Below are 19,099 nucleotides of genomic sequence, written 5' to 3' on the forward strand. Positions count from 1 at the left end.
GTCACGCCGCCTCCACTCTTATGAGACTGCGCGTCAGCAAGCCCGTCAATCCCTTGCGCACGACTTGTTGACCCCGCGTCTACCACCGTGTGAGCCTGCCAACATGGCGACGCATGAGCTGTACACCAAGGCCCCGGAAGGGTCCAACTGGCAAGTACCGTCCGCCAGTTCGGCCCGACTCAGCTGGGAATACGACGATGGGCGCGACCGCCTCCTCTCCCTCTACCAAAAGGGCAAGGACAAGCAGTGGGACGGCGCCAAGCGCATCGACTGGGACCTCGAAGTCGATCCGTACGACCCGCTCGGCACCCCCGACGACGTGCTGGCCCTCTACAACACGCCCTACTGGGCGAAGATGACCGACAAGGACAAGGCCGAGCTGCGCAAGCACTCCGCCTCCTGGCAGTTCAGCCAGTTCCTGCACGGCGAGCAGGGCGCGATGGTGTGCGCCGCGCGCATCGTGGAGTCCGTGCCCGACCTCGACGCCAAGTTCTACTCGGCGACCCAGACCATGGACGAGGCGCGGCACGCGGAGATCTACGGCCGCTTCCTGCACGAGAAGATCGGCATGCTGTACCCGATCAACGACAACCTCCAGGCCCTGCTCGGCGACACGCTCCGCGACTCCCGCTGGGACATGCCCTACCTGGGCATGCAGGTGCTCATCGAGGGCCTCGCCCTCGCCGCCTTCGGCCTGCTCCGCGACACCACCGACAAGCCGCTGCCCAAGCAGATCCTCGCGTACGTGATGCAGGACGAGGCCCGGCACGTGGCCTTCGGGCGGATGGCGCTGCGCGACTACTACAAGCAGCTCACCGAGGCCGAACTGCGCGAGCGCGAGGACTTCGTCATCGAGGGCTGCTACCTGATGCGCGACCGGCTGCGCGGCCTCGAAGTGCTGGAGAACTTCGGCATCCCCAAGGCCGACGCCGAGAAGTACACGGAGCAGTCCGAATTCCTGGCCATGTTCCGCCAGCTGCTGTTCTCGCGGATCGTCCCGTGCGTCAAGGACATCGGCCTGTGGGGCAAGCGCCTCCAGCAGGCCTACGTCGACATGGGCGTCTTCGACATGGGCAACTCCAACCTCGACCAGCTCATGGCCCAGGACGAGGAGATCGCCGAAAAACTCGACGCGGAACGCTTCGCGACGGAGGAGCAGGAACGGGTGGCGGAGGTGGCGGAGGCCGTGGAGGCGGGTAAATCAACGTGACCGCGCCCCCGCTTCGGCTCAACCGTCCGACGAGTCCAGCACCGCCTCCATCACCGACTTCGCGATCGGCGCCGCGCTGCCCCCGCCACTGATGTCGTCACGATTCGCGGAGGCGTCCTCCACGACCACCGCCACCGCGACCTTCGGCGTGGCCGCGTTCTTCTCCTTGGCGTAGGAGATGAACCAGGCGTACGGAGTGCCCTCGTTGTTCTCGCCGTGCTGCGCGGTGCCGGTCTTGCCGCCGACGGTCGCGCCGGAGATCCGCGCCCCGGTGCCCGTGCCCTCGGAGACCACGTCCTCCATCATCGACTGCACCTGCGTCGCCGTGTACGGGGACATGACCTGCTTGTAGGTGTCGTTGCCGGTCTCCGAGACCGTGTCGCCCTCGCTGTCCGTGGTCCTGTCGACGAGGTGCGGCTTCATCAGGGCGCCGCCGTTGGCGACGGCCGAGGAGACCATCGCCATCTGCAGCGGCGTGGCGGCGGTGTCGTACTGGCCGATCGAGGAGAGCGCGAGCTGCGCGTCGTTCATGTCGGTGTCGAAGTTCGACTTCGCGGCCGTCATCGGGACGTTGATGCCGCTGTCGTTGAAGCCGAAGTTCTCCGACATCTTCACCATGTCCGAGAGCCCGGTCTTCACCCCGAGGTTGGCGAACACGGTGTTGCAGGAGACCCGCAGCGCATACTCCAGCGTCGCGTCCTTGCAGGCGGCCGACGAGGACTCGTTCGTCAGCTGCGTCGTCGTGCCGGGCAGGGTGTAGGGCGACGGGGTGTCGGTCGCGGAGTCGATGCCGTTCACCACGCTGTTCTCCAGGATCGCGGCGGCCGTGACCACCTTGAACGTGGAGCCCGGCGGATACGTCTGGCGCAGCGCCCGGTTGAGCATCGGCTGGTCGTCGGCCGCGTTCAGCCTGGACCAGGCGTCGGTCGCCGAGGTTCCGGTGCCCGCGATCGTTCCGGGGTCGTACGAGGGGGTGGAGACCAGCGCCAGGATCTTGCCGGTCGACGGGTCGATCGCCGCGACCGCGCCCTTCTTGCCGCCGAGCCCGGAGTACGCGGCCTGCTGCGCGCGGGCGTTGATGGTGGTCCTGACGTTGCCGCCGGGCTCCTGGGCGCGCGAGATCTCGTTCCAGAACGGGACGGGGGACAGCATGGGGTCGGTGCCGGAGAGGATGTCGTCCTCGGCGCTCTCCACGAACGTCGTCCCGTACGTCTGCGAGGCGTAGCCGGTGACGGGGGCGTAGAGCGGCCCGTTCTTGTACGTCCGCTCGTAGCGCAGCGACTCCCCGGTGTCCTTGGAGCCGGTGACGGACTCTCCCTGGACGAGGATGTCGCCGCGCGGCTGCCCGTACCGCTCGATCGTGGAGCGGCGGTTGGCCGAGTTGCCGTCGAGCTTGTCGGCCTGGAAGAACTGGATGCGGGCCGCGTTGATGAGCAGCGCCACCAGCAGGATCAGGCAGAAGACCGAGGCCCGGCGGATGTACTTGGTCACTTGACGCCCTCCACGGGGTCCGGGGCGGTCCCGGCGGACTCGGGCAGCAGCTGGCTCCGGGCCCGGTCGCTGACCCGGATGACGATCGCGACGATGATCCAGTTGGTGACGAGCGACGAACCGCCCTGCGCGAGGAACGGCATCGCCATGCCGGTGAGCGGGATCAGGCCCATCACGCCGCCCGCGATGACGAAGACCTGCAGCGCGACGATCGAGGCGAGCCCGATGGAGAGCAGCCGGCCGAACGGATCGCGCAGCGCGAGCCCCGCCCGGTAGCCGCGCTCGACGAGGAGCGCGTACAGCAGGAAGATCGCGGTGAGCCCGCTGAGGCCCAGCTCCTCGCCGGCCGTCGCCAGGATGAAGTCCGATTTGGCGGCGAAGCCGATCAGGATGGAGTGGCCGAGCCCGAGGCCCGTGCCGAGCATGCCGCCCGCCGCGAACGCGAACAGCGACTGCGCGAGCTGGCCTGCGCCCTGACCCGCGTCGATGGAGGCGAAGGGGTGCAGCCAGTCCTCGACGCGGCTGTGCACATGCGGTTCGAACGAGGCCACGACGACCGCGCCCGCGGCCGCGAGCACGAGCCCGATGGCGATCCAGCTGCCGCGCCCCGAGGCCACGTACAGCATGATCACGAACAGGCCGAAGAAGAGCAGGGAGGTGCCGAGGTCGGTCTCCAGGACCAGCACGCCGACGGTCATCAGCCAGATCACCAGGATCGGCGCGAACACCCGCATCGTCGGCAGCTGGAACCGCCAGATCCGCTTGCCGGTGTACGCGAGGGCGTGCCGGTTGGCCGCGAGATAGCTGGCGAAGAAGATCGCGAGCAGGATCTTGGCGAACTCGCCGGGCTGGATGGAGAAGCTGCCGATCCGGATCCAGATCCGGGCACCGTTCACGGCGGGGAAGAAGATCGGCAGGATCATCAGGACCAGGGCCGCGACCACGCTGAGGTACGCGTATCTCTGTAGCACCCGGTGGTCGCGCAGGAACAGCACGGTGACGATGAACAGGGCCACGCCGAGCGTCGACCAGATCAGCTGCGTGGGTGCCGCCTGGTCGCTCGGCGTCTCCTGGTCGAGCCGCCAGATCAGCACCAGGCCGAGGCCGTTGAGCAGCACGGCGATCGGCAGCACCAGCGGATCCGCGTACGGGGCGCGGAACCGGACGACGAGGTGCGCGACGAGCGCGAGGGCCCCGAGCCCGGCGCCGTAGGCGGCCGCCCCGCCCGGCACCTTGCCGTCCTTGGCGAGCCCGACGTCGATGTATCCGTAGACGCTGAGCAGTACCGCCAGGACGAGCAGGACCAGTTCGGTGCCCCTGCGCCGGGGGACGCGCACGGCGGGCACCGAGGAGGGGGCGGCCGTTCCCGCTCTCCCCGATGAACTCGCTGCTCCCGATGATCCCGTTGATCCGGTCATACCGGGAACGTAGCAAGCAAATAGGGGATAACGGGTTATGTCAGCACCAGCGGGGCGCGGCACCCACGTTCGCGATGTACTTCGCCGAACCCCACGCCCACGTGCCGTCCGTGAGCAGGTACCAGTACGAGTTCCCGTCGACGCTGTCGCCGGAGGTCTTGCAGAAGATCGGGACGATCGCACGGTACGGCTCGGAGCGCACGACCTTCGCGCCGCGCGTCGGTGCGTCGCGCAGCAGCAGTCCGGACTTGGCGATGACGCGGCCCTTGTAGACCGGCGGCTTGTCTCCGGAACCGGGCGCGCCGCCGCTCGCGACGGCGGGGACGGCGGCGGTGCCGACGAGGGTGGCGACGGCGGCGACGCCTATGCCGAGGCGCGTGGAGAGGGACATGCGAATCCTCCTGAGGTGGGGGAGTGAGGAATGCAGGGCGCCTTGAATGCCCGGTTTCACACTAAAAGCGACACGGAGAGCACGCAAAAGGTCACTCTCGGCTACGACTCCTCGGAGTCGGCCCCCTCGTACGGCAGCGTCAGCGTCGCCACCGCGCCGCCGTCCGGCGCGTTCCCGAACTCCAGGTGCGCGCCCAGGACTTCGGCCTGCCCGAACGCGATCGTCAGCCCGAGCCCGTGCCCGCGGGCGCCCCCGTCGGTGCGGAACCGCTGCGGTCCGTGCTCCACGAGATAGCCGGGATAGCCCGCGCCGTGGTCGCGCACGGTGATCACCGGGCCCGCCACCGTCAGGACGACCGGCGGGGCGCCGTGCCGGTGCGCGTTCGCCACGAGATTGCCGAGGACCCGCTCCAGCCGCCGACGGTCCGTCAGCACACGGACGTCCCGCACGAGATCGACCTCCGTGGCCGTGCCGGACGCGCGCACCACCCGCTCGGCCACCGGGCCGAGCCAGGTCTCGTCCAGGTCGAGGCGCTCGCTGCGCGCGTCGAGCCGGGAGATCTCCAGCAGGTCCTCGGTGAGCGTGCGCAGCGCGGCGACCCGGTCCCTGACCAGCTCCGTGGGCCGCCCCGGCGGCAGCAGCTCGGCGGCGGCGTGCAACCCGGTCAGCGGAGTGCGCAGCTCGTGCGCGACATCGGCCGTGAACCGCTGCTCGGTGAGGATCCGGGCCCGCAGCGAAGCGGCCATGCTGTCGAGGGCGCCCGCCACGTCGGCCACCTCGTCCTGGCGCCGCCCCGGATCCTTCGTCCGGGGATCGTCCACGCGTACGTCCATGTCGCCCGCGCTGATCCTGCGCGCCACCCGCGCCGTCGTGTGCAGGCGCCGCGTCACACGGGTCACCGCGAACGCGCCGACCAGCAGCGTCGCCCCGATCGCGAGCACGGACGAGGTGAAGATCGCCCCGTCGAGCCCGTCGATGGTGCGCCTGCCCTGCGTGAAGTCGACCCGCACCGCGAGGGCCCGCCCGCCGGAGCGGTCGGCCTCCGCCGGTCCCGCCGCCCACATCGTCGGGTGTCCCCGGTGCGCGGTGAGCATGGTGCCGCGCTGCCCGCGCGCGGCCAGGGCGCGCAACTCGGCGGGCAGGCCCGGCGGATCGAGGCCCGCGCCTGGCGCGAGCCTGGCCCCGGCCTCGTACCGCTTGGTGGTGGACTTCAGGAGGGTGAGGGCGCGTTCGCGGGCCTGGCCCGTCGTCTGATCGGTGACCGAGACGTGCACGAGGACGCCGAGCAGCGCGGCGAGCGCACAGCACATCACGGTGATGAACACGGTCGCCTTCCACGTCAACGACGCGGTCCAGGCGGGCAGTCGGAGCGCGCGCGGACTCATGAGCGCTCCGGCGACGGCACGGGGGAGCGCGAGGACCCGGTGCGCAGGATCTCGTCGCGGGTCGGCAGCATCGCCTTCTGGTGGCTGTCGTACGACCAGGACGTGCGGTACTCGTATCCGGACAGGTCGGCGGCGGCGCGCACCACGATGTTCCGGCCTGCCAGGTGCACATTGATGACCGCGTCCCGGTCGTCCATGATCAGGACCAGTTTCCCGTCGCGGTACGTGTACGCCTGCACGTACGCCTGACGGTGCGGGGCGCGGACGGCGACGAGCAGATCGTCGTGCCCGTCGCCGGTCAGGTCCCGGTAGTAGGCGTCGAGCACGGGACAGCCGTCGCCGCCGCCCCTGCCGCAGTCGGCGACGTCCGACGCGACGTCCTTGTACTCGTCCCGCGCGGACGCGACGCGGGCCTTGACGATCGTCACCGGGTCGACCGCGCGCAGCTTCCCGCCGGGCACCTCGACGCCCTTGACCACGGCCGTGTCCCCGGCGCCGTAGTCGTCGGTGGCCTTGGTCGCCGACGGCAGCGCCGGCCACAGCCGCTCGGGACCCACGGCCGTCGGGGTCGGGCCCGCGCTCTTCGGGCCGCCCTGGTCCCCGCAGCCTGCGCACGCGCACAGCAGCGCGGCGAGGGGCACCGCGAGGGCCGATCGGCCGAGGCGCCTTGACGTCACTGCACTCCTGCCTGCCTGCCGGGATGAACGGGTCGCGATGGTCATCATGCCGGGCCTGCGGGCTTCTTGCCCTGCGGCACGGCTTGCTGCTCCCATGGTCGTGGGGTGATGGGGCATGAGCGGACTGCGCGTCATACCGACCTGGCGGCACGGCCAGGAGTGGCTCTACGTGTGCGGGGACGACGGCACCCATGTCGCCTGGTACGACCGGGACGCGGGCCGGGTGAACCTGCTCAACGAGACGCGCGGCGGGGACGTGCTCGACGTGCTCCGCCCGTTCATCGTCGGCAGCGTCACGGTCGGCCCGCCGCCGGTGCCGACCCCCGCCGAAATGGCCGGGCTCACCCTCCACCCCGACGACGACCTCGCGCCGAACCGGCCGGGCGAGGCGCTCGTCGTCTCCCTCGACCGGGACCCGGCACCGCAGCGGAGGCTGCGCACCGACCCGCGGCGCAAGGCGCTCGCCGCGCAGGAACGGGTGGGCGAGGTCCTCGACGCCCTGGAGGGGGTGGGCTGGCGGGTGCTGCACTCGGTGCCGCTGCCCGGCGGGGCCCGCATCCACCACCTGCTGATCGGCCCCGGCGGCCTCTTCGCGCTGCACACGCTGCCCGCGCGCAAGCAACGGGTCCGGGTCGACGACCCCTGGGTGACGACGGGCCGCGCCGAACCGGAGCCCCTGCTCCGCCGCGTACGCGCCGACGCCTCCCGCGCCTCCTTCGCCCTCACCGCGGAGGTACGGGCGGCCCTGGTCCTGGTGGAACCGTCGACGGTGGAGGTGACGGCGGCCCCGCGGGACGTCCACCTGTTCACGGACCAGCAACTCCCACCCCTCGCCCGAACGGGCGGCCAACTGAAACCGGCGGACGTGGAGGCCCTCCACATGATGGCCCGCGACCGCGGCACGTGGTCGAGGGTGTAACCCGTCCAACCCCCGAGCCCACCTCCCACCACCCCCCTCCGGGGGGCGTCGGCCTCACGGGGCTGCCGCACCTCGCCTCGGGCAGCCCGGTGCCGCCGTCGCCTCGGGCAGTCTGTCGCCACCTCGCCTTGGGCAATCTGCCGCCTTGGGCGGCAGGGTGGGCAAGGCGGCACCCCGGTGCCGCGCACCGCTACGGACGGCCCCGGCCCCGGCCCCGGCGCGGCCGAGCCCGCCACCGGCGACGGCAACCGCTCACGGCAAAGCCCCCGCCCGCCCGGGCGTCAGAAGCGGCCCGGCCAGATCCCCGTGCCGCTCCAGCCGCAGGACGACGTCTTCCGTAAGAAACACCAGGTCACCCGCGGCCGTACACCCCTCCACCTCCTCCCACGTCACCGGCGCCGACACCATCGGCACCTCCCGCGCCCGCACCGTGTAGGCCACCGCCGTCGTCTTCGCGGCGGAGTTCTGGCTGTGGTCCACGAACACCTTGCCGGGCCGCAGACTCCGCGCCATCCGATGCACCACGAGCCCCGGCAGCGCCGCCTCCGCCTCCCGCGCCAGCCCCTTCGCGTACGCACTCACCCGCTCGGCCGCCACCGGCACCAGCGGCACGAGCAGATGCAGCCCCTTGGACCCGGAGGTCTTCGCGTACGCCTCCAGCCCGTCCCGCCCCAACCGCTCCCGCAGCCACACCGCCACCTCGCAGCACTGCACGACATCGGCCGGCGCACCGGGATCCAGGTCGAACACGAGCCGGTCGGCCAGCCCCGGCGCGTCCGCCCGCCACTGCGGGACGTGGAACTCGGTCACCAGGTTCGCCGCCCACATCAACGTAGGAAGGTCCTGCACGAGGATCTGCCGGGAGGCCCCGTCCGAGCGCGGCACCCGCGCCGTCCTCACCCATGAGGGGGTCCCCGGCGGCACGTTCTTGGCGAAGAACCGCTGGCCCCCGGGCCCGTCGGGAAAGCGCAGGAAGGAGACGGGCCGGTCGCGGAGATGGCCGAGCAGCGCCTGCGCGGCGGTCGCGTAGTAGTGCAGCAGCTCGCCCTTGGTGAACCCGGAGGCCGGATACAGGACCTTCTCCAGATTGCTGAGCGTGAGCCGCCGCCCCTCCACTTCTGTGATGGGCGCCATACGGTAATACTCTGGCATCCCAGCCCGTTTTGTCCGCTATGTCGTGCATTGGCGCGAACCGGGAGGCCCACCGTGCGCTCCATATGGAACGGCGCCATCTCCTTCGGCCTGGTCAGCATCCCGATCAAGCTGGTCAACGCCACCGAGAACCACTCGATCTCGTTCCGCCAGATCCACCTGGAGGACGGCGGCCGCATCCGCTACCGCAAGGTGTGCGAGCTGGAGGACGAGGAAGTCCCGAACGACGAGATCGGCAAGGGGTACGAGGACGCCGACGGCTCCATCGTCCCGATCACCGAGGACGACCTCGCCCAGCTCCCGATCCCCACCGCCAAGACCATCGAGATCGTCGCCTTCGTGCCGGCCGAACGGATCGACCCGCTCCAGATGGGCACGGCGTACTACCTCCAGGTGAACGGCGTACCGGCCGCCAAGCCGTACACGCTCCTGCGCGAGGCGCTCAAGCGCAGCAACAAGGTGGCCATCGCCAAGTTCGCGCTGCGCGGCCGTGAGCGGCTCGGGATGCTGCGCGTCGTCGACGACGTCATCGCGATGCACGGGCTGCTCTGGCCGGACGAGATCCGGGCCCCCGAGGACGCCGCCCCCGACTCCCACGTCACGGTGCGCGACGCCGAACTCGATCTGGCGGACGCCCTCATGGACACGCTCGGCGAGGTCGACCTGGACTCCCTGCACGACGACTACCGGGACGCCGTGGAGGAGATGATCGAGGCGAAGACCTCCGGCACCGAACCGGCCGGAACCCCCAAGAAGTCGGACGACGGGGGCGGCAAGGTCATCGACCTCATGTCGGCGCTGGAGAGCAGCGTACGAGCGGCCAAGAAGGCGCGGGACGAGGGCGACGACGTCGCCGAGGTGACGGAGCTCGCGTCCCGGTCCCACAGGAAGAAGACCACCGCCAAGAAGACGCCCGCGAAGAAGTCCACCGCCAAGAAGTCGGCCCCCGCGAAGAAGACCGCATCCGCCAAGAAGACGACATCGGCGAAGAAGACCACCGCGGCCAAGAAGTCGACCGCGGCAAAGAAGAAGCCGACGCCTCGCAAGAAGACGTCGGCCTGAGCATTCAAGCCCCTGCGGCGGTTGAGCAGCGGGGCCCGGGGCAGAGCCCCGGGACCGCAACCCGTCGCCGGGTGAACACAGAAGCGGCTACCGCCCCCGCGCGACCTTCGCGGCGTCCCGCTTGAACGCCCACTCCATCTTCGGCTCCATCACGAACCGGAACATCCGCTGGACCGGTGGCGTGCACAGCACGGTGATCAGGCTCGCCGCGAGCACGGTCACCACGACCTCGCCCCACGGGGTGTGCACCCAGCTGACCTCGTACCAGTCCCAGAAGCGGGAGCCCTTGGCGACGAAGCCGTGCAGCAGGTAGCCGTACAGGGTGCCCGCGCCGAGCGCCGTGAACCACATCTTGCGGCCCGGCACCCACGCGAAGAAGCACGCGGTGAGGATCACCGAGCAGCCGAACATGGCCAGCGTCATGACGATGCCGGTCCAGCCCGGTGCGCCCAACTCCTGCGCGCTGTCCCGGTGGTACGTCCACGCGGCCGTCATCCGCGGCGCCGCCCAGTACGCGAACAGCAGGGCGCCCGCGAACACCGGCACCGCGATGATCCGCGCCTCCTTGCGGCGCACCAGCTGGAAGTGCTCCGGCTTCAGGCACAGGCCGAGCACGAAGAACGGCAGGAACTGCAGCAGGCGCTGCATGTCCAGGTCGTCGCCGATGCTGGGCGAGACGGCGGCCAGCGCCGCGATGGCGAGCGCCACCGGCAGCGGCCAGCGGATCGTCTTCCAGATCGGGGTGCTCAGCCGCCACACGAAGAGCGACACCAGGAACCAGGTGAGGTACCAGGGGTCCAGGAGGCTGAAGTCGTACCCCGGATCGTCACCCGCGTACCGCTTGAAGAGCGTGTACACGACTTCGAACACCACGTACGGCACGGCCACACCCGTGATCAGCCGCTTCAGCCGACCGGGGCTCGCGTCGAACGACCGCGAGAAGTAGCCGGAGATCACGATGAACGCCGGCATGTGGAACGTATAGACCGTGATGTAAAGGGCAGAAGCCGCACGACTGCCGTCACGCAGCGGCTCCCAGGAATGGCCCATCGCGACCAGGACGATCGCCAAATACTTGGCGTTGTCGTAGAACGCGTCCCGTGCCTTGCCCGACTTCTTCGTCGGGGCGGCCGCGGGGGAGGACGCATGTCTCCGGGGTGGAGCACTCGCTGGCTGTGCGACGGCGTCCTGCTGATCGGGCAGCGGGGCGCGATGAGCCGCGAGCTGTACCGGTTCGCTCACGATCCCTCCCGTTGGGAACCCCGGCTACCGGATACGCATCTTCCTGGATTTGTGAGGTTCAAGTGGCTGCGAGACATCGACCGAACCGTAGTCATGCCGTGGGGCACGAGTAAACCTGGATCGGGTCCGCGTGGCGGCTCTCACAGTCCTGATCAGGAATGACAATCACTCAAACCGGTTCTGTGCCGGTCTCCGTAGCGAGAAGTCGACAACGGCCGAAAGTGCTCGTCACCCGAGCTCGGTCTCCGCGACCCGCAGCAGCAGTCCGTGCAGCGTCTCGCACTCGTCCGCGTCCAGCGGCGCCAGCAGTTCGCTCGTCACGCGCAGTCCCGCCTCGTCCGTGCCGCGCAGGAAGTCCCGCCCCGCGTCCGTGAGCACGACGATCCGGGTGCGCCGGTCGCCGGGGGCCGGTCGCCGCTCGACGAACGACGCCTTCTCCAGGTCGTCGACCAGGCCCACGATCGCGCTCGGGTCGTAGCCGAGCCGCGCGCTCAACTCCCGCTGCGGCGCGCCCTCGCCCGTGGCCAGAAAGCGCAGCACCGCGTAGTGCCGCAGCCGCAGGCCCGACTCCTGGAGCGAGGCGTTGAACAGCTGCCCCGAGCGCAGGCCGAGCCGGTACAGCAGATAGCCCGTGTCCGCGTGCAGCCCGCGCATCCATGGCTCGTGCGCGTCGATGGGGGCGGGGGTCATGGGGTCTCCCGGGTCTTCGGTCCGTCTTCGGTTCGCGGTGGTGATGCGTGCGCGGACAGTCTGCCGCATGCCCCGGTCGGCAACAACTATTGACGTCAACAATGATTGCTCTTAGCTTCTTTCTCGCCCCACGTATCGCTGGCAAGAAGGGACCCGCACGTGTCCATCGATCTGACCGGCAAGGCCGCCGTCGTCACCGGCAGCGGCCGCGGCCTCGGCCTCGCCTACGCCCATGCCCTCGCCGCCCACGGAGCCCGCGTCGTCGTCAACGACGTCGACGAGGCCGTCGCCGAAGCAGCCGTGAAGTCCATCCGGGAGGCGGGCGGCACGGCCGTCGCCGAGGTGGTCCCAGTCGGCACGGCGGAGGCGGCGGACCGCCTCGTGGCGCGGGCGGTGAGCGAGTTCGGCCGCCTCGACGTCCTGGTCACCAACGCCGGCATCCTGCGCGACAAGGTGCTGTGGAAGATGACCGACGACGACTTCGACGCGGTGCTCACCACCCACCTCAAGGGCACCTTCACCTGCGCCCGCGCCGCCGCCGTCCGCATGCGCGAGCAGGGCGAGGGGGGATCCCTGGTGCTCGTCGGCTCGCCCGCCGGCCAACGGGGCAATTTCGGCCAGACGAACTACGCCGCCGCGAAGGCCGGCATCGCCGCCATGGCCCGTACGTGGTCGATGGAGCTGTCCCGGTCGAACATCACGGTCAACGCGATCGTCCCGGTCGCCGCGACGGCCATGACGGAGACGATCCCGGCCTTCGCCCCGTACATCGAGGCCCTGCGCGGCGGCGAACCGCTCCCGTCCTTCCTCCGCAAGGGCGAGGGCTTCGGCACCCCGGAGGACTGCGCGGCCCTCGTCCCCTTCCTCGCCTCCGGCGCGGCCCGCTCCGTCACGGGCCAGGCGATCGGCATCGGCGGCGACCGGCTCACCCTCTGGTCCCACCCGCAGGAGATCAAGGCGGCCTACGCGGACGGGGGCTGGACCCCGGACACGCTCGCGGAGGCGTGGCCCACGTCGATCGGCGCCGAGCCCGAGACGGTCGGCATCCCGGCACCGAAGCTCCCGGAGGCGTGAGATGAGTACGGAGAGCACGGGCGGCCCCATGAACATCGACGAGCTCGCGGCGATCGACGTGCACACCCACGCGGAGGTGTCGTCACGCGGCCATGCCTCCCTGGACGAAGACCTCCACGCGGCCTCGTCCGCGTACTTCAAGATCGAGGGCAAGCGGAAGCCGACCCTGGAGGAGACGGCCGCGTACTACCGCGAGCGGAACATGGCCGCCGTGATCTTCACGGTCGACGCGGAGTCCGCGACGGGCACGGAACCGGTGCCGAACGAGGAGGTGGCGGAGGCGGCGGCCGCCCACCCGGACGTCCTGATCCCCTTCGCCTCGATCGACCCGTTCCGGGGCAAGGCAGGCGTGAAGCAGGCCCGCCGCCTGGTGGAGGAGTACGGGGTGAAGGGCTTCAAGTTCCACCCCTCCATCCAGGCCTTCTTCCCGAACGACCGCGCGGTCGCCTACGACCTCTACGAACTGATCGAGGAAACCGGCACCATCGCCCTCTTCCACACCGGCCAGACGGGCATCGGCGCGGGCGTGCCGGGCGGCGGCGGCATCCGCCTGAAGTACTCGAACCCGCTGCACGTGGACGACGTGGCGGCGGACTTCCCGCACCTGAAGATCATCCTGGCGCACCCCTCGTTCCCCTGGCAGGACGAGGCGCTGGCGGTGGCGACGCACAAGCCGGGCGTGCACATCGACCTCTCCGGCTGGTCCCCGAAGTACTTCCCGCCCCAGCTGATCCAGTACGCGAACACGCTCCTCAAGGACAAGGTCCTCTTCGGCTCGGACTACCCGGTCCTCACCCCGGACCGCTGGCTCTCCGACTTCGCGAAGCTGCAGATCAAGGACGAGGTCCGCCCCAAGATCCTCAAGGAGAACGCGGCCCGCCTGCTCGGGCTGACGAAGCCGTAGGGAGGCGCCGGATGCGCAACGAGGGACTCGGATCATGGCCCGCCCGCCGGGCCCGCAAGACCCCGCACCGCACCGCCCTGATCCACGACGGCACGGCGTACTCGTACGCCGAGCTGCACGACCGCACGACCCGCCTCGCGCACGCCCTGCGCGCACAGGGCGTGCGCCGCGGCGACCGCGTCGCCTACCTCGGCCCGAACCACCCCTCGTACCTGGAGACACTGTTCGCGGCGGGCACCCTGGGGGCGGTCTTCGTCCCGCTCAACACACGCCTGTCGACGGCCGAACTCGCCTACCAGATACGGGACTCGGGGGCGCAGGCCCTCCTGTACACCGGTGGCGGGGAACCGGCGGAAGCGCTGTCGGTCCCCTTGACGGTCGCGGCCGAGGGAAGCGGTTACGAGGAGCTGCTCGCGGCCGCGCCGACGGACCCGATCGACGAGACGGTCGCAGGCGACGACCTCTGCCTCATCATGTACACCTCGGGCACGACGGGCCGCCCCAAGGGCGCCATGCTCACCCACGCCAACCTGACCTGGAACGCGATCAACGTCCTGGTCGACCACGACCTGATCGCGGACGAGGTCGCCCTCGTCTCGGCGCCCCTGTTCCACACGGCGGGCCTGAACATGCTCACGCTGCCGGTGCTGCTGAAGGGCGGTACGTGCGTCCTGGTCGGCGCCTTCGACCCGGCGGCCACGTTCGAGCTGGTGCGGCGGCACGGTGTGACGTTCATGTTCGGCGTCCCGACGATGTTCGACCTGCTGACCAGGCAGCCCGCCTGGCCGACCGCCGACCTCTCCTCCCTACGTCTGCTTACCTGCGGCGGCGCCCCGGTCCCACCCCCGCTCATCGCGGCGTACCAGGAACGCGGCCTCACCTTCCTCCAGGGCTACGGCATGACGGAGGCGGCCCCCGGCACCCTCTTCCTCGACGCGGAACACGCGGTGAGCAAGGCGGGGTCGGCGGGTGTGCCGCACTTCTTCAGCGACGTACAGGTGGTGGGCCCGGACCTGGCGCCGGTGGACGTGGGGGAGACGGGCGAGGTGGTGGTCCGCGGCCCGCACGTGATGCCGGGCTACTGGGGCCTGCCGACGGAGACCGGGGCCGCGTTCTCCGACGGCTGGTTCCGTACCGGGGACGCGGCACGCGTGGACGCCGACGGCTACGTCACGATCGTCGACCGCTTCAAGGACATGATCATCTCGGGCGGCGAGAACATCTACCCCGCCGAGATCGAGGCCGCCCTCCTGGCCCACCCCGACGTGGCGGAGTGCGCGGTGATCGGCGTCCCCGACGAGAAATGGGGCGAGGTCCCCCGCGCCGTCGTCGTCCCGCACCCGGACACGACCCCACACCCCGACTCCCTCCTCGCCTCCCTCTCCGACCGCCTGGCGAAATACAAAATCCCCAAATCCCTGATCCTCACCCACGAACTCCCGCGCACGGCATCCGGAAAGCTCATCAAGTCCCGCCTGCGCGCGACGCACGGCACCGACGAACAGGACGGCTGACAGCAATGACGACGACCCTCACGGTGAACGGCCTCGCCGAACTCCAGAAGCTCAGCGGCACGGACCTCGGCACCAGCGACTGGCTGGAGATCACCCAGGACCGCATCAACACGTTCGCCGACGCGACGGGCGACCACCAGTGGATCCACGTGGACCCCGAACGCGCCGCCGCCGGCCCCTTCGGCGCCCCCATAGCCCACGGCTACCTGACCCTCTCCCTCTTCATCCCCCTCTTCACCGACCTCCTGGACGTCCAGGGCGTCACCACAAAGGTCAACTACGGCCTGAACAAGGTCCGCTTCCCGTCCCCGGTCAAGGCGGGCGCCCGCATCCGCCTGGCGGCGAAGGTGGCGTCGGTGGAAGAGGTACCGGGCAACGGAGCCCAGATCACAATCGACGGCACCATAGAAATCGAGGGCACCCCAAAGCCGGCCGCAGTCCTCCAGAGCGTGTCCCGCTTCTACGCCTGACCCGCGACAACAAAAAGACCCCGGCCTCAGCGTCTCCGCTGGTGACGGGGTCTTCGGGCACCCAATTCAAGGTGCCCCCGGCAGGATTCGAACCTGCGCACACGGCTCCGGAGGCCGTTGCTCTATCCCCTGAGCTACGGGGGCGTGCGCCGCGCTGTGCGTGGCGACGGGTAGAACACTACCAGCTCCTTTGGGGTCCTCAGGAACGGGTTATGGCGCGGGGGACGGTGGGGTTCGGGCCGCCTGTACGGGGCGGAAGTGGGGAAAACCCGGACGCGGTGGCCGGTGCCGACCTACTCTCGAGTTGTGCCAGGCGCGTCCGGCCGAGTCCTTGTCGTGGACGACAACAAGGTCATTCGGCAGCTGATCAGGGTCAACCTCGAGCTGGAGGGCTTCGAGGTCGTGACCGCGGCCGATGGTGTCGAGTGTTTGGACGTGATCGACCAGGTGCGTCCCGATGTCGTCACGCTCGATGTGGTCATGCCCCGGCTCGACGGGCTGCGCACCGCCGCCCGGCTGCGGGGTGACGCGCGAACGAGCGCGCTGCCCATCGTCGTCATTAGCGCCTGCACCCAGTACGAGGTCGAGAGCGGGCTCGACGTGGGGGTGGACGCGTTCCTCGCCAAGCCCTTCGAACCCGGCGAACTGGTTCGGGTCGTACGGCAGTTGAGCGAGCGGGGGCGTGCCGGGGCGGGGTCCGGTGGTGCCTCGCGCGCGGGCGCCGTGCGTACCGCCGAATCCGCGGGCGCCGCCGACGGCAGCGAGCAGGCTCCCCGTACCGCCGACGCCTGAGCTCCGTGCCGATACGCGTCGGCACACTCCCTTCATTCCGTCTCTCGCTACTCCCTCCACCTCACCCACCCCGTCCGCATCCCGGACCTTCCGGGAAACCGGGTCGCCTGGGTGCCCCCCTTCTCCCATACGCTTGTCCCGTGACCCCCGCCGAGCTCTCCCGCACCGTCCTGCGCGCCGTACGTCGCGCGGTCGACGACGGTGAGCTCGACGCTGCTGTGTGCGCGGCCCAGCAGCGGGTCGTCGTCGAGCGGCCGCGGGCCGGTGGGCAGGGGGACTACGCCACCAACGTCGCGCTGCAGCTCGCCCGCCCCGCGGGCCGGCCGCCGCGTCAGGTCGCCGAAATCCTGTCCCGTCGGCTCGGCGACAGCCCCGGTATCGCGGACGTCGTCGTCACCGGGCCCGGGTTTCTGAACTTCAGGGTGTCCGAATCCGCTGCCGGCGAGCGCGTCGCGCGGATTCTGCGGGACGGGGCCTCGTACGGGTTCGCCGAGGAGCCCACCGGGCAGGTCGTCCAGCTGCATGCTCCCCACGAGGTCCGCGCCGTCGTCGTCATGGACGCCGTCGCCCGCCTCCTGCGCGCCCAAGGTGCCCGCGTACGGACCGGCTGCGCCGATCGGCCCCGCCCCGAATGGGTCGATGTCCTCGGCGTCCGGATCGACGACAGTGACGCCACCGCCACCGCCACCGCCACCGCCACCGCCTCCGCCACCGAGACTGTCGACATTCGGCCCGTGCCCGCGCCCGCCGACCCCGCCCCCCTCGGCCGCGACGCCGCCCGCTGGGCCCTGCTGCACCCCGCCGGTCACGACCGCCCCCGGATCGGCGACGAGCACCTCGCCCAGCGCGAGGCCAACCCGCTCTTCCGCGTCCGGTACGCCCACGCCCGCACCCGCGCCCTCGGCCGCGGCGCCGCGGCCCTCGGCTTCACCGCCGAGCCCGGTGACCCCGGCCACGTACCGGGACAGGAAGACCTCGTCGCTGCACTCGACGACCACCCCCGCATCCTCCGTGCCGCCGCCGAGCAGCACGCCCCCGACCGGCTCGCCCGGCACCTCGTCGGCGTCGCCGACACCTTCATGGCCTCGCTCCACCCGGCCGTACTGCCCCAAGGCGAGGAGAAACCCTCGGCCGCCCACCGCGCCCGGCTCGCGCTCGCCGAAGCCGCCGGGACGGTGCTCGCAGGCGGCCTGACCCTGCTCGGCATCGACGCCCCTGAACATCTGTGACACAGAAGTAGACGAAGAGAGCCACCGCAGCCATGAGCCGTTCCGCACACCCCGCCGGCCCCCGCCACGCCGACGTCCTGCCCGAGGGCCACTACAACAGCGGCCCGCCCACCGACCTCAACGTCCTCGACCCGAAGGTGTGGGCGCGGACCGTGGCCCGTACCGACGACGGCGCCGTCAGCGTCGGCGGCATCGAAGTCGCCCGGCTCGCCGAGGAGTTCGGCACCCCGGCGTACTTCCTCGACGAGGCCGACTTCAGGGCCAGGTGCGCTGCCTGGCGCGATGCCTTCGGGCCCGATGCCGATGTGTTCTACGCCGGCAAGGCCTTCCTCTCCCGCGCCGTCGTGCGGTGGCTGGACGAGGAGGGGCTGAATCTGGATGTGTGCTCCGGGGGTGAGCTCGCCACGGCGCTCTCCGCCGGCATGCCCGCCGAGCGCATCGCCTTCCACGGCAACAACAAGACCGAGGAAGAGATCACCCGCGCGGTCCAGGTGGGCGTCGGCCGGATCGTGCTCGACTCCTTCCAGGAGATCGTGCGCGTCGCCCACATCGCCGACAGCCTCGGCAAGCGGCAGCGCGTGCAGATCCGCGTCACCGTGGGCGTCGAGGCCCACACCCACGAGTTCATCGCCACCGCGCACGAGGACCAGAAGTTCGGCATCGCGCTCGCGGACGGCCAGGCGGCGGAGGCCGTGCGGCGTGCGCTGAAGCTCGACGGGATCGAGCTGATCGGGATCCACTCGCACATCGGCTCGCAGATCTTCGACATGGCCGGCTTCGAGGTCGCCGCCCGCCGCGTCGTCGGGCTCCTCGCCGAGGTGCGCGACGAGCACGGCGTCGAGCTCCCCGAGATCGACCTCGGCGGCGGCCTCGGCATCGCGTACACGAGCGACGACGACCCGCGCGAGCCGCACGAGATCGCCAAGGCGCTCAATGAGATCGTCAGCCGCGAGTGCGAGGCCGCGTCGCTGCGCACCCCGCGCATCTCCGTCGAGCCGGGCCGCGCCATCGTCGGCCCGACCGCCTTCACGCTCTACACGGTCGGCACCGTCAAGCCGCTCGACGGACTGCGTACCTACGTCTCCGTCGACGGCGGCATGTCCGACAACATTCGCACCGCCCTCTACGACGCCGAGTACACCGTCGCCCTCGTCTCGCGCCGCTCCGACGCCGAGCCGATGCTCGTCCGTGTCGTCGGCAAGCACTGTGAGAGTGGCGACATCGTCGTGAAGGACGCGTTCCTGCCCGCCGATGTCGCGGCCGGTGATCTGATCGCCGTGCCGGCCACCGGCGCGTACTGCCGCTCCATGGCCAGCAACTACAACCACGCGCTTCGCCCGCCCGTCGTCGCCGTCCGGGACGGTGAGGCGCGGGTGATCGTCCGCCGCGAGACGGAGGAAGATCTCCTGCGTCTCGACGTCGGATAAATGAAATCTACGTCTCACGATCCGGACCGGGGGCTGAATCCCCGGTCCGGTG

Annotated in this window: 18 protein-coding genes and 1 tRNA gene; 10 read left to right on the plus strand and 9 right to left on the minus strand. The window is 70.5% G+C overall.

Going from position 1 to position 19,099, the window contains the following annotated elements:
• The first annotated feature begins 103 nt into the window (after positions 1-103).
• Positions 104-1,210 carry a ferritin-like domain-containing protein gene (locus tag ACY34M_RS29545; protein ID WP_462721380.1) on the plus strand — a complete coding sequence of 369 codons (1,107 nt, stop codon included), beginning with the start codon at positions 104-106 and terminating at the stop codon, positions 1,208-1,210.
• Between the two features lie 18 nt (positions 1,211-1,228).
• Here ACY34M_RS29545 and ACY34M_RS29550 read toward each other — a convergent pair whose 3' ends face one another.
• From ACY34M_RS29550 to ACY34M_RS29570, 5 genes are all read right to left on the minus strand, one after another.
• The gene (locus ACY34M_RS29550) at positions 1,229-2,701 is read right to left on the minus strand and encodes a peptidoglycan D,D-transpeptidase FtsI family protein (RefSeq protein ID WP_462721381.1); all 1,473 of its coding nucleotides are present in this window, start codon (positions 2,699-2,701) and stop codon (positions 1,229-1,231) included.
• Positions 2,698-4,119 carry an FtsW/RodA/SpoVE family cell cycle protein gene (locus tag ACY34M_RS29555; protein ID WP_462721382.1) on the minus strand — a complete coding sequence of 474 codons (1,422 nt, stop codon included), beginning with the start codon at positions 4,117-4,119 and terminating at the stop codon, positions 2,698-2,700. Before ACY34M_RS29555 ends, ACY34M_RS29550 begins: the two co-directional genes overlap by 4 nt.
• A gap of 40 nt (positions 4,120-4,159) precedes the next feature.
• Positions 4,160-4,510, minus strand: a complete 351-nt coding sequence (locus ACY34M_RS29560) for an SH3 domain-containing protein (protein ID WP_462721383.1) — start codon at positions 4,508-4,510, stop codon at positions 4,160-4,162.
• Between the two features lie 101 nt (positions 4,511-4,611).
• Positions 4,612-5,895, minus strand: a complete 1,284-nt coding sequence (locus ACY34M_RS29565) for an ATP-binding protein (protein WP_462721384.1) — start codon at positions 5,893-5,895, stop codon at positions 4,612-4,614.
• Positions 5,892-6,572 carry a hypothetical protein gene (locus ACY34M_RS29570; RefSeq protein ID WP_462721385.1) on the minus strand — a complete coding sequence of 227 codons (681 nt, stop codon included), beginning with the start codon at positions 6,570-6,572 and terminating at the stop codon, positions 5,892-5,894. Before ACY34M_RS29570 ends, ACY34M_RS29565 begins: the two co-directional genes overlap by 4 nt.
• A gap of 115 nt (positions 6,573-6,687) precedes the next feature.
• Here ACY34M_RS29570 and ACY34M_RS29575 point away from each other — a divergent pair, with 115 nt between their 5' ends.
• A complete protein-coding gene (locus tag ACY34M_RS29575) occupies positions 6,688-7,491 on the plus strand; it encodes a nuclease-related domain-containing protein (protein ID WP_462721386.1) in 804 nt (267 codons plus the stop codon).
• A gap of 252 nt (positions 7,492-7,743) precedes the next feature.
• On the opposite strand, the gene ligD is transcribed toward ACY34M_RS29575, so the two are convergent.
• Positions 7,744-8,625: a non-homologous end-joining DNA ligase gene (ligD, locus tag ACY34M_RS29580; RefSeq protein ID WP_462721387.1), complete on the minus strand. Its 882-nt coding sequence runs from the start codon at positions 8,623-8,625 to the stop codon at positions 7,744-7,746.
• A gap of 72 nt (positions 8,626-8,697) precedes the next feature.
• On the opposite strand from ligD, the gene ku reads away from it, so the two are divergent.
• Complete coding sequence (gene ku / locus ACY34M_RS29585) at positions 8,698-9,705, plus strand: non-homologous end joining protein Ku (protein WP_462721388.1); 1,008 nt, start codon at positions 8,698-8,700, stop codon at positions 9,703-9,705.
• A gap of 87 nt (positions 9,706-9,792) precedes the next feature.
• On the opposite strand, the gene ACY34M_RS29590 is transcribed toward ku, so the two are convergent.
• Both ACY34M_RS29590 and ACY34M_RS29595 read right to left on the minus strand, forming a co-directional pair.
• A complete protein-coding gene (locus tag ACY34M_RS29590) occupies positions 9,793-10,947 on the minus strand; it encodes an acyltransferase family protein (RefSeq protein ID WP_462721389.1) in 1,155 nt (384 codons plus the stop codon).
• Between the two features lie 228 nt (positions 10,948-11,175).
• On the minus strand, positions 11,176-11,637 hold the full coding sequence (locus ACY34M_RS29595) for a MarR family winged helix-turn-helix transcriptional regulator (protein WP_462721390.1): 462 nt from the start codon (positions 11,635-11,637) through the stop codon (positions 11,176-11,178).
• Between the two features lie 159 nt (positions 11,638-11,796).
• Between ACY34M_RS29595 and ACY34M_RS29600 the strand changes: the two genes are divergently transcribed.
• From ACY34M_RS29600 to ACY34M_RS29615, 4 genes are read left to right on the plus strand one after another with little or no spacing between them, the layout of a single operon-like run.
• Positions 11,797-12,711, plus strand: coding sequence for an SDR family NAD(P)-dependent oxidoreductase (locus ACY34M_RS29600; RefSeq protein ID WP_462721391.1), 915 nt, complete (start codon positions 11,797-11,799; stop codon positions 12,709-12,711).
• Positions 12,712-12,739: 28 nt separating this feature from the next.
• Complete coding sequence (locus tag ACY34M_RS29605) at positions 12,740-13,615, plus strand: amidohydrolase family protein (RefSeq protein ID WP_462721473.1); 876 nt, start codon at positions 12,740-12,742, stop codon at positions 13,613-13,615.
• Between the two features lie 11 nt (positions 13,616-13,626).
• Positions 13,627-15,129, plus strand: a complete 1,503-nt coding sequence (locus tag ACY34M_RS29610; protein WP_462721392.1) for an acyl-CoA synthetase — start codon at positions 13,627-13,629, stop codon at positions 15,127-15,129.
• Positions 15,130-15,134: 5 nt separating this feature from the next.
• Positions 15,135-15,599 carry a MaoC family dehydratase gene (locus ACY34M_RS29615; protein WP_462721393.1) on the plus strand — a complete coding sequence of 155 codons (465 nt, stop codon included), beginning with the start codon at positions 15,135-15,137 and terminating at the stop codon, positions 15,597-15,599.
• Positions 15,600-15,671: 72 nt separating this feature from the next.
• On the opposite strand, the gene ACY34M_RS29620 is transcribed toward ACY34M_RS29615, so the two are convergent.
• A tRNA-Arg gene (locus ACY34M_RS29620) sits at positions 15,672-15,743 on the minus strand.
• 114 nt (positions 15,744-15,857) lie between these two features.
• Here ACY34M_RS29620 and ACY34M_RS29625 point away from each other — a divergent pair.
• From ACY34M_RS29625 to lysA, 3 genes are all read left to right on the plus strand, one after another.
• The gene (locus ACY34M_RS29625) at positions 15,858-16,391 is read left to right on the plus strand and encodes a response regulator (protein WP_462721394.1); all 534 of its coding nucleotides are present in this window, start codon (positions 15,858-15,860) and stop codon (positions 16,389-16,391) included.
• A 140-nt stretch (positions 16,392-16,531) separates the two neighbouring features.
• Positions 16,532-17,620, plus strand: a complete 1,089-nt coding sequence (gene nrtL, locus ACY34M_RS29630) for an ArgS-related anticodon-binding protein NrtL (protein WP_462721395.1) — start codon at positions 16,532-16,534, stop codon at positions 17,618-17,620.
• 32 nt (positions 17,621-17,652) lie between these two features.
• Positions 17,653-19,047: a diaminopimelate decarboxylase gene (gene lysA / locus ACY34M_RS29635; protein WP_462721396.1), complete on the plus strand. Its 1,395-nt coding sequence runs from the start codon at positions 17,653-17,655 to the stop codon at positions 19,045-19,047.
• Positions 19,048-19,099 lie beyond the last annotated feature (52 nt).

The sequence above is a fragment of the Streptomyces sp. EDA2-14 genome (assembly GCF_054963755.1).